The organism is Aquabacterium sp. (genome assembly GCF_041915145.1).
Taxonomy (GTDB): domain Bacteria; phylum Pseudomonadota; class Gammaproteobacteria; order Burkholderiales; family Burkholderiaceae_C; genus Aquabacterium.
On record NZ_JAYSBZ010000091.1, the window covers coordinates 1 to 10,246 of the forward strand.

At 68.2% G+C, this 10,246-nt stretch carries 8 protein-coding genes; 2 read left to right on the top strand and 6 right to left on the bottom strand.

Annotated elements, in window-relative coordinates; all coding sequences use genetic code 11:
- From ACE3SS_RS13510 to ACE3SS_RS13530, 5 genes are all read right to left on the bottom strand, one after another.
- Positions 1-2,068 (bottom strand): PAS domain-containing protein (locus tag ACE3SS_RS13510; protein ID WP_374594786.1); only part of this gene is annotated, 2,068 nt, incomplete at its 3' end.
- 14 nt (positions 2,069-2,082) lie between these two features.
- Entirely contained in the window at positions 2,083-4,206 is a 2,124-nt protein-coding gene (locus tag ACE3SS_RS13515; RefSeq protein WP_374594788.1) for a chemotaxis protein CheA, read from the bottom strand.
- A complete protein-coding gene (locus tag ACE3SS_RS13520) occupies positions 4,203-4,514 on the bottom strand; it encodes a lipid asymmetry maintenance protein MlaB (RefSeq protein ID WP_374594790.1) in 312 nt (103 codons plus the stop codon). Before ACE3SS_RS13520 ends, ACE3SS_RS13515 begins: the two co-directional genes overlap by 4 nt.
- Positions 4,515-4,535: 21 nt before the next feature.
- Positions 4,536-4,904 (bottom strand): response regulator, encoded by a 369-nt coding sequence (locus ACE3SS_RS13525; protein WP_374594792.1) that lies wholly within the window; start codon positions 4,902-4,904, stop codon positions 4,536-4,538.
- A gap of 12 nt (positions 4,905-4,916) precedes the next feature.
- Complete coding sequence (locus ACE3SS_RS13530) at positions 4,917-6,113, bottom strand: methyl-accepting chemotaxis protein (protein WP_374594794.1); 1,197 nt, start codon at positions 6,111-6,113, stop codon at positions 4,917-4,919.
- A gap of 253 nt (positions 6,114-6,366) precedes the next feature.
- Between ACE3SS_RS13530 and ACE3SS_RS13535 the strand changes: the two genes are divergently transcribed.
- On the top strand, positions 6,367-8,376 hold the full coding sequence (locus ACE3SS_RS13535) for a methyl-accepting chemotaxis protein (RefSeq protein WP_374594796.1): 2,010 nt from the start codon (positions 6,367-6,369) through the stop codon (positions 8,374-8,376).
- A gap of 2 nt (positions 8,377-8,378) precedes the next feature.
- Here ACE3SS_RS13535 and ACE3SS_RS13540 read toward each other — a convergent pair whose 3' ends face one another.
- Complete coding sequence (locus ACE3SS_RS13540) at positions 8,379-9,326, bottom strand: LysR family transcriptional regulator (RefSeq protein ID WP_374594798.1); 948 nt, start codon at positions 9,324-9,326, stop codon at positions 8,379-8,381.
- A gap of 102 nt (positions 9,327-9,428) precedes the next feature.
- Between ACE3SS_RS13540 and ACE3SS_RS13545 the strand changes: the two genes are divergently transcribed.
- Positions 9,429-10,246: alpha/beta hydrolase (locus ACE3SS_RS13545; protein ID WP_374594800.1), on the top strand; the 818-nt coding region annotated here is incomplete at its 3' end.

Below are 10,246 nucleotides of genomic sequence, written 5' to 3' on the forward strand. Positions count from 1 at the left end.
GCGCCGCCTCGATGGCCGCGTTGAGCGCCAGCAGGTTGGTCTGGTAGGCGATGTCGTCAACGATGCTGATCTTCTTGGCGATCTCGCACATCGCGTCCACCGTCTTTTGCACCGCCTCGCCACCGTGCTGCGCCTCCTTGGCGGCCTTGGTGGCCATGCCGTCGGTCATCGTGGCGTTCTCGGAGTTCTGCGTGATCGATGCCGCCATCTCGTGCAGCGACGCGCTGGTCTGCTCGACGCTGGCCGCCTGCTCCACCGCCGACTGCGACAGCGATTGCGAGGTCGAGGACACCTGATCGGCCGCCGACGTGAGCTGGCTGGCCGAGGCGCGCACCTCTTGAATCGTCTGCGAGATCGATTCGATCAAGTCGTTGAACTTCTCGCCGACTTGCTTGAAGAAGCCTTCCTTGCCGGACAAGTCGATGCGTTGCGACAGATCGCCCTCGGCCGCCGCCGTGGCCAGGCTGCCCAGCTCATGCTCGGCCGAAATCTGGTCGGTGCGGTCCGTCCATTGGCCGATGGTGCCCAAGGGCTTGCCGGCGTCGTCGAAGATGGGCGTGGTCGCCACGTCGTAGGTGTGTCCGCCCAGCACCATCGTGGCTTGCGTGGACTCCCGAAGCGAGGCCAGCCGCTCGACGGCTTCGCGCGGGTCGCGGTGGAACATGCCGATCGAGCCGCCCAGCACGCGCTCGGCGTCGAAGCCCGGCAACTCGCTGCGGAACGCCGCCGCGTCGCGCCGCAGCACATTGCGCATCGCGTGATTGATGTACACGATGGTGCCCGCCGTATCGGCGATCCACACGGGCATCGGCGCCACGTCGAGCGACTGCTTGACGCGCGCATTCTCGGCCGCCAACGCCGCCTCGCGCTCTTGCGCGGCCAGCGTGGCGGTCATGTCGCGCCACTCGACGGCCAGGCCCAGGCGCTTGCCATCGCCACCCAGCACCGGGGTGATGTTGAGATCGAAGCGCCGGCCGCCCACGCTGATGCGCGTGTTGTGCGAGCCCGTGAGGCGGTCGAGCAGCCCGCGCTGGTGCGCCGGGTTCTTGTGGAAGATGTCGATGTTGCTGCCCACCACGCGGTCGGCATCGAAGTTGGGCAGCTCTTTGCGAATATCGGCCTGCGCCTCGCGCAACATGCCCAGCAGCGAGGCGTTGGCGTAGACGATGTTGAGGTTGACATCGGCCACCATCACGTTGGTTGCCGCCACATCGAGCGCCTGGCGGATACGCATGGCCTCGTCGGCGCGCTTGCGGGTGTCGGCCAGCTCGAAGCCCAGGCGGTTTTGCACCCGGCGCAAGGCGTAGAGCATGCCGGCCAGCTCGTCGTTGCCGGTAACCTTGACGATGCCATCGAAGTTGCCCTGCCCGAACTTGTCGAGCATCTGCGAGCCGGCGCGCAAACTGCCGCCCACGCGTCGGGCCACCTGCCAGCCCAGCCCCACGAAACTGGCGAACAACACCACCGGCAGCGCCAGCCGGGGCGTGCCCCCCTGCGCGGCCCAGCCGGCGCCGAGCATGCCCGCCGCGGCCAAGGCGCCCAGGCTGGCGAACTGCGTTTGCAGGTGCTCGCGGTTGAGCACCCAGGCCACCGGGTTGAGCGCCTTGACGAAGCTCGTTGAAACCGCGTTGCCCTCGACGACGGCCAGCCCGCCGGCGGTGCCGTCCTTGAAGCGGCGATAGAGCGCATCGACCACGGCAATCTGCTCGCGAGTGGGTCGCGTGCGTACCGACATGTAGCCGGTTACCTCGTTGCCTTCCATAACCGGCGAGGCGTTGGCGACCACCCAGTAGAAGTCGCCGTTCTTGCATCGGTTCTTGACGATGCCCGTCCAGGGCTTGCCGGCTTGCAGCGTGCGCCACAGATCGGCGAAGGCCTCTTCGGGCATGTCCGGATGCCGCACGATGTTGTGCGCCTTGCCGATCAGCTCCTCTTCGGTGAAGCCGCTGATCTTCAAGAAATCGTCATTGATGTAGGTGATGCGACCCTTCAGGTCGGTGCGCGACACGATGGTGCATCCGTCCCACATGACGGACTCGTTCTGGGTGATCGGCAGGTTGGTTCGCATGGCGGCGTGCCCTCTCAGTGAGTGCCTGTTTCAGCGGCGGTGTTGAAAGACGCACGCGCACCCTGGTTGCGGCGCATGGCGTAGTCGGTGAGCGCGGGCACGTCGAGCACCAGGGCCACGTCGCCCGAGCCGAGAATGGTCGAGCCGGCAATGGCGCGCAGATGGCGGAACATGCCGCTGAGCGGCTTGATGACGGTCTGGTGCTCGCCCAGCAACTGATCGACGATCAGGCCGATGCGGGTATGGCCATCACGCGCGATCACCAGGCTGCGGCGCGTGCTGGTCGATTCGCCCTGGCGATAGAAGCGCCCCACGTCGAGGTAGGGCAGCACCTCGCCGCGCAGGTTGAAGTAGCCGGTGACGCGATCGGGGTGCTGGTTGCACTCGGGCGGCACGTCGATGCACTCCGACACGATGGCCAGCGGCAGCACGTAGTTGACGCCACCCACGTCGGTCAGGAAGCCGTCGATGATGGCCAGCGTGAGCGGCAGGCGGATCTGCGTGGTCATGCCCCGGCCGCTTTCGCTGGCGAGGTTCATCTGGCCGCGCAGCGATTCGATGCTGCGCTTGACCACGTCCATGCCCACGCCGCGGCCCGAGAGGTCGGTGACCTGCTCCTTGGTCGAGAAGCCCGGCGCGCAGATGAGTTGGTCGATCTCGGCGGGCGACAGCGTCTGATCCGGGCGCACCAGGCCGCGTTCGACGGCCTTGGCCAGAATGCGTTCGCGGTTGAGCCCTTGGCCGTCGTCGCTCACCTCGATCACGATCTGGCCGGCCTCGTGATAGGCGTGCAGCGCCAGCGTGCCGCGCGGCGACTTGCCGGCCGCCGTGCGGTCGGCCGGCAGCTCCAGGCCGTGGTCGAGACTGTTGCGCACCAGGTGCGTGAGCGGGTCGGCAATGGCCTCGACCATCGATTTGTCGAGCGAGGCCTCGCCGCCGGTGATCTGCAGCTCCACGTCCTTGCCCAGGCTCTTGCTGACGTCGCGCACCACGCGATGGAAGCGCGCGAAGGTTTCGCCGATGGGCACCATGCGCAGCGACATCGCGCCGTCGCGCGCCTGCTCGACCAGCGAGCGCACGCGCATCGCCGCTTCGTAGCAGGCGGGCAGGTCTTCGTTCTCGGCGGCGAGTTGCGAGCCGGAGCTGGCGATCACCAGCTCGCCGATGAGGTCGATGAGGCGGTCGAGCTTGTCGGCCTGCACGCGGATGAAGCGCGTGTCTTCGGCGCGGCGGTCGCGCGACGCGGCTCGGCGGTCACCGCCCCCGGCGCGGCGCTCGACCTGTTCCAGCGCCTGCGGCTCGCCGGCCACGGGCACCGCCGCGACGGCTGGCGTCGCGATGGCTTCGACGGCCACGGCGGCGGCAGGCGCGCCCACGGCATTGCCCTGCCCCAGCGGCGCCACGACCAGTTCGCAGTCTTCGAGCGCGAACTCGAAGGCTGAGTCGATGACCGCGCGCCCTTCGGCGGTGGCGAACTCGGTCGAGAAGCCCAGGTAGCAGGACTCGGCGTCGAGGTTTTCGAGATCGGGGATGCGCTCGGCCAGCACATGCATGCGAGCGTATTGGCCGCGCTTTTCGAGGTAGCGGATGAACGACAGCGGGTCGAGTCCGTTGCGCAGGGCATCGGGCCCGAAGCGGGCTTCGATGCGCCACGCACTGAGCTCGTCCGCGCCACCGGCTGCGGGCTCGGGCTCGGGCGTGGTCGGCGCCGGCGCGGCGTGCGCGCCGCCGCCGCCGATCAAGGCACGCAACTGGCTGCCCAGCTCGGCGCTGCGGGCGGCGATGTCGGGGTCGCCATGCTCGGTGGCGGTGTCGCCCAGCAGGGCGTCGATCTGGTCGCGCCCTTGCAGCAGCAGCGCGATGGTGCCTTCGTCGGCCGGCCGCTGGCCCGAGCGCATCACTTCAAGCAGCGCCTCGACTTCGTGCGTGAACGACACGACGCGGTTGTAGCCGAACAGCCCCGCCGTGCCCTTGATGGTGTGCGCCGCGCGAAACGCGGCGTTCAGCGTTTCGCTGTCGTCTGGGGTGGTTTCGAGGCCCAGCAGCGCGTCTTCAAACTGACGCAGCATTTCTTGCGCCTCGGCCAGAAAGCCCTCGCGGGCGATGGCCAGGATCTCGTCGTCGCTCGATTGGCTCATGCGGGCTCTCCTTGCGGCTGCAGGGCCGGGGTCAGGCCGAAGCCGGCCAGGGCCTCGCGCACCGGCTGGCTGGGCTCGCGCAGCTCAAGCGCGCGGCCGTCGCGGGCGAACGAATGGCGCGTGGACAGCAGCAGTTGCACGCCGGCGCTGTCGCAGTCGGTCACGGCGGACAAGTCCAGCACGCCGGCTCCGGCCGACGTTCCGGTGCCGCGCACCCAGACGAGCAACGCCTCGCGATGCTGGGCGGCGGTGTAGATGGTCAGCTCGCCTTCCAGGGCCAGCTCGGCGGCGCTTGCGTGCGTGCTCATGGTCGTCTCGCTCGGGCCGGGTCAGGCCATGCAAAGCTTGTCGGCCGCCTCGACCAGCTGCGAGGGCTGGAAGGGCTTGGTGATCCAGGCGCGCACGCCCGCCGCCTTGCCCTCGGCCTTCTTCGACTCTTGCGACTCGGTGGTCAGCATGACGATGGGGGTGAACTTGTAGGAGCCCATCGTCTTGGCCTGCTTCACGAAGGTCAGGCCGTCCATGTTGGGCATGTTGACGTCGCAGACGATCAGGTTGTATTTGCGCCCGTCGAGCTTCTTCAGCGCGTCCTGGCCATCGACGGCCTCTACGACCTCGTAGCCCACGCGCTGCAGCGCCATGCGAACCACGGTGCGGAAGCTGCCCGAATCGTCAATGATCAAAATGGTCTTGGCCATGTTTCACCTCTGTCAAAAATAGTCCACGCCCGAGCTGCTGCTCACGGCCACTCCGCCGTAATGCGCGGCCCGCTGTTCTTCGGTGGTGTAAGTGCTTTCCAAGCGTTCGAGCCACAAGCCGAAGTTCTGCGCGGCCGGGTCCGGTTGCCCGGCCAGCCAGGTCTTGAAGCGCTCCATGTCGGCGCAAATATGGGTCAGCATCTGGCTGGTGCGGTCCTGGTTCTGAAACCCCGCGTAGATCTGGTCGAGGTTGGACTGCACCTTGGTGCTGATGTTTTGCAACATGTGAGACGACGAGCTCACGTCGTTGAGCCCGGCCATCACCTGATGCAGCACCTCGCGGGCACTTTGGCGTGCTGCTTCGCGCAGCTCCTTGTCGGTCACGTCGTCGCATTCGGATTTGCGGCGCAGCTCGGCCACCTGTGCCTGGATGCCTTCGATGCGCGAGCTCAAGCGCTCGCCGATCTCGGCCGACTGGCCCGACAGCTTGCGCACTTCCTGCGCCACCACGGCGAAGCTTTCGCCCGCCGCGCCAGCCCGGCGCGCCTCGATGGCCGCGTTGAGCGCCACCAGGTTGGTGTGTCGCGCCACGATGCCGATGTCGTGGATCTGCTTGCGCATCTCGCTGATCACGCTGGCGATGTGTTCCACCTCGTGCAGCATCTGCTCCTTGGCGTCCATCGCGCGGCGGATCGGCTCCACCAGGGTCTGCACGTGGGATTCGGCCCGGTCGATCACTTCGTCGGCCGCGCCGACGCCGAGCATGGCGCTGAGATCGGGAGCGTGGGATGCGGCCTTGTCGAGGTCGTCGGCGATGGTCGCGAAAGATTGCAGCAGCTCTTGCGAGGTTTCTTCGGACTGGGCGCGCGCGAGCTCGACCTGACTGGCCCACACCGGCACGATCTGGCGCGCCAGCAAGGCGGCTCGTTCGTCCACCTCGGCGGAAACGATCACGTGGTCGGCGCGGTGTGCGGTTGGCGTTGCGCCACCGGCATGTTGCCGCCCCGCCCAACCCGCCGCGAAGGCCGCCATGGCGACTCCGGCCACGCCCCAGGCGCCGCCCAGGGCCGCCAACCCGGCGCCGCCCAGCAGCCCGACCACGAGCACGACGCCGCTCCACCAGCCAGCCGTCCCACCATGGCTGGTGGGCAAGGCCGGCGCGGACGGATCGCGCTGATCGTCAGAGGTCGCAACTGCGTGAGTCGTCATGGGCTCGCCAGGGTTGGTCGCTCTGCCACAAAAGGCCGCCCAATACTTCAACGGGTAGATGCGCGAGCGAAAGTCGTGTTCGGATATCGACTGCGAGACAGACTTTATGAGTCGCGCCGGCCGGGCAATTCATCGAATGAGCGGGTATTTGCCGCACTTTTCTCGGCCAGCACCCCTGCCCGGCCTTGTTTCAATGGCACGTCTGCCGAAACACCCATTGGCCCGATGAGGCCAACCCTGGGGGAACGCCTCGATGGCATCGCTATTCAAATCAGCCGCGCATGCGGCACCGCTCAAGAGCCCGGCGTGGCTGGCACGCACGCTGGAAACCTATCGGTATCAGGGCCTGATGGCGCCGGCCGTGCTCCTGATGCGCAACATTCCGGTGGCGACGAAGATCGCGCTGGTCACGATCGCGTTTCTGACCCCGTTCGCGTTCACCGGCCACGCTTACTACAAGACCTCGACCGAGCAACTGCGCGCCATCCAGGCCCAGCTTCGCAGCACGCAATACCTGAACGCGGTGGGCGCGCTGCGCATGGCCGTGCAGGCCGAGCACAAGAACCTGCTGACGAGCTCGCTCGCTCGCCACGCGGGTGGCACGCTACCGAGCGACAGCGTGCACGAGCGCCTGCGGGCCGTGCAAAGGCTGGACGAGCAATGGGGCGCTGATCTGAACACGCGCGAGGCGCTGCGGCAGGCCGCCGACATCGACCGCGAGTACGACGGCTCCGCGCAGGCGCCGCTGGCGAGGCGCCAGCAAACGCTGGCCGAATACCAGACGGCGCTGCACGCGCTGCACTTGGCCGCGCGCGGCACCACCGGCATCTCGCTGGAAGGCGACGGCGCCGAATACCGCCTGATGAGCATCGGGCTCAGCCGCATGCCGATGTTCAACGACGCCTTGTTCGAGGCCGTCATCGCCGGCACGCGGCTGCTGTCGGACCACGCCACGCAAACCGCCAGCGCGCACCCGCTGCTGCAATCGCTTGGCGCGGCCAAGCAGGACTGGAGCGACGTCAAGTCGAGCATCGCCACGCTGCAGCGTCAGCACCCTGAAATGGCCGACGAGCTGCGCCACGGCAACGTCGAAGAGCGGGTCGATGCCTTTCTGGCCCTCGCCAACCGGCAGTTCGCGAACGAGGACGCGTCGATTGCGCCGCAAGAGTTTCTGGAGGCGGGCTTTGCCGTGCTGGAGCTGACCACGTCGATGGAGCGGCTCGCCGCGCAGCGTTTTGAAGCGCTGCAGGTCGAGCGGCAGCAGAGTCTGGAGCAGTCCCGGCGGCACTCGGTCATCATCGTGCTGGTCAGCAGCGCCTTGGCCTGCTACCTGCTGGTGGCGATGCTGCGCGTGCTGCGCGGCGGTCTCGATCGCCTGCGCTACTCGGTGGGCCGCATGGCCGGCGGCGATCTCACCGAAGGCAGCCGCCCGCTGGGCAACGACGAGGTGGCCGACACGCTGCTGTCGCTGCGTGAATCGCTGCTCAAGCTGGCCGAGCTGTTCACGGTGATCCGCCAGAGCGTGCGCGGCGTCGAGCACGCCACCCACCTGATCGCCGACGGCAACCAGACGCTGCGCGAGCGCACCGGCCGCGGCGCCCAGTCGCTCGAAGTCATCTACGCGAGCCTCGATCAGTTTCGCGCCACGCTCGACAACTGCGCCACGCTGGTCAACGAGGCGCTGCCGCGCGTGCACTCGATGGAGGCCAACACCGCGCGCTCGATCCGCTCGATGAGCAAGCTGCAGGCGCGCATGGAGGTGCTGCAGGCCAAGAGCCGCGAGATCGGCGACGTGGTCAACATCATCGACGCCATCGCCTCGCAAACCAACATCCTGGCGCTCAACGCGTCGGTCGAGGCGGCGCGCGTGGGCGAGGCCGGCAAGGGCTTCGCGGTCGTCGCCAACGAAGTGCGCGCGCTGGCGCAACGCAGCGCAACGGCGGCCGAGCAGATCCACGCCATCGTGTCGGGCTCGATCGACGAGATCGAGCAGAGCCACCGCCTGGCCGAGCGCGCCGCCGAATCGGTGCAGGCCACGGCGGACACCGTGCAATCGCTGGGTGACGGCATGAACCAGATCGTGCACCTCATGCGCCCCGGCCAGCAGCATGTGCGCGACGTACTGAACTCGCTGCACGACGTGCACGAGGCCGCCGCCGGGCATGCCGACCTGATCGCCAAGCTGTCCACCGCGGCCGACGCGCTGCGCGACCAAGGCACCGAGTTGAGCAGCAAGGTGGCCGTGTTCAAGCTGCACGACTGAGCTCAGGGCGCGCCCGGCGAACCCGGCGCGCCGATGGCCACGTGGCGCTTGAGCCCCGGGTGGCTCTCGAAGGTTTCGGCGGCCCACTCCACGAACACCTGCACCTTGGTCGAGAGGTGGCGGTTCGACGGGTACACCACGTGCACGGGCAGCGGCTCGGTCAGCCACTCGGGCAGCACGGCCTGCAAGCGCCCCGCGTCCTGATAGAGCTGGAACACGAAGCTCGGCATCTGCCCGATGCCCAGGCCGGCCAGGCAGGCGTCGGTGTAGGCGTTCGAGTCGTTGACCGACAGGGCGCTCTCGAACTGCAGCTCCCGCCGCTCGTCGCCCCGCGCGAAGTCCCACGGCACATGCCGCCCGGTGCGGTGCAGGAAGTAGTTGATGCACTGGTGGCGCGTCAGGTCGTCGGGGTGCTGCGGCTCGCCATGCCGCGCCAGGTAGGCGGGCGCCGCGCACGTCAGGAAGTGCATCGAGCCGATGCGCCGCGCGATCAGGCTGGGGTCGGCCACGTCGCCCACGCGGATCGCGCAGTCCACCCCCTCGCTGACCAGATTCACGGGCCGATCGCCGCAGCCCAGCTCCAACTGGATGTCGGGGTAGCGCGCATGAAAGTCGGCCAGCGCCGGGATCAGCAAGTGGCTGGCCATGCTGGTGGTCACGTCCACCCGCAAGCGCCCGCTCGGCGCGGCGTGGGTGGCTGACACCGACTCTTCGGCCTCGCGCACGTCGTCGAGGATGCGCGCGCAGCGCTCGTAAAACGCAGCGCCGTCGGGGGTGACGGTCACGCGCCGCGTGGTGCGATGCAGCAAACGCACGCCCAGGTGCGCCTCGAGCTCCTGGATCAGCGTCGACACGCTCGCCTTGGGCGCTTTCAGCAACTCAGCGGCCCGGGTAAACCCGCCGGTGTTCACCACACCCACAAAGGCTTCCATGGCTTTGATCTTGTCCATTGTTCAGATTGACGAACAGTTATTTCGGATTGAGCCAGTTTATTAGCACAACAAAGATGAATAAAGTGACGACCTGATTCAATGTCTGCGATTGCGCAATTCATGTCTGTCCCCATCAACCCCGCCGCCCCTGACGCCGTCTTCGACTGGCCCGGCGCCAGCGGCCCGCTGCAATGGCGGCTGTTTCGTGGCGCGCCGGCACGCCGCAGCGACGTGCTGCTGGTGTTCTTTCACCCCGGCGGCTTCGTCAGCGACGACGTGGAGGCCTCCGACCACTGCCTGCGCGTGCTGGCCGATACCTGCCGCATCAACGTGGTGTCGCCCAATTACGCGCTCGCACCAGACCACCCCTTCCCGGCCGCGGTGGAAGACGCCCACGCCGTGCTGCGCGGCGCCGTCAAGCAGCGCGCCCAGCTCGGCTGGAACGGCACGCACCTCTTTGTCGGCGGCGTCGAGGCCGGTGGCAACCTGGCGGCCGTCTCGGCGCTGGTCTGCCGCGACCGCCTCGGGCCCAAGCTGGCCGGGCAGATCCTGGTGTTGCCGATGCTCGACCCCAGCTTGCAGAGCGACTCGATGCGCGCCGCCTGCGTGCGCGCCGAATCGGTCGTCAAGGCCGTGGAGCGCAGCTACCGCTGCTACCTGCCCCGCCCGGCCGACCGCCTGCACCCCTACGCCAGCCCGCTGCAGGCCTCGCGCCTGGCCGGCCTGCCCCCCGCCCTGGTGCTGACCGCCGAGGGCGACCCGCTGTGCGACGAGGCCTGCCGCTACGCCGACAAGCTCGAAGCCGCCGGCGTGGCCGTGCAACGAGCGTGGCTGCACCCGGCCGGCGTGCGCGACGCGCAAGAGCGCTGCCAGGCCACGGCCGACGACCCCGGCATCCAGGCGCTGGCGGCCTTTCTGGCGCCCTACACCTGCAGCAC

What these genes read in the sequence shown, in the direction of transcription:
- ACE3SS_RS13520 (WP_374594790.1), bottom strand. Translation starts at nt 4,514, where the DNA reads ATGAGCACGCACGCAAGCGCCGCCGAGCTGGCCCTGGAAGGCGAGCTG.
- ACE3SS_RS13525 (WP_374594792.1), bottom strand. Translation starts at nt 4,904, where the DNA reads ATGGCCAAGACCATTTTGATCATTGACGATTCGGGCAGCTTCCGCACC.
- ACE3SS_RS13535 (WP_374594796.1), top strand. Translation starts at nt 6,367, where the DNA reads ATGGCATCGCTATTCAAATCAGCCGCGCATGCGGCACCGCTCAAGAGC.
- ACE3SS_RS13530 (WP_374594794.1), bottom strand. Translation starts at nt 6,113, where the DNA reads ATGACGACTCACGCAGTTGCGACCTCTGACGATCAGCGCGATCCGTCC.
- ACE3SS_RS13540 (WP_374594798.1), bottom strand. Translation starts at nt 9,326, where the DNA reads ATGGACAAGATCAAAGCCATGGAAGCCTTTGTGGGTGTGGTGAACACC.
- ACE3SS_RS13515 (WP_374594788.1), bottom strand. Translation starts at nt 4,206, where the DNA reads ATGAGCCAATCGAGCGACGACGAGATCCTGGCCATCGCCCGCGAGGGC.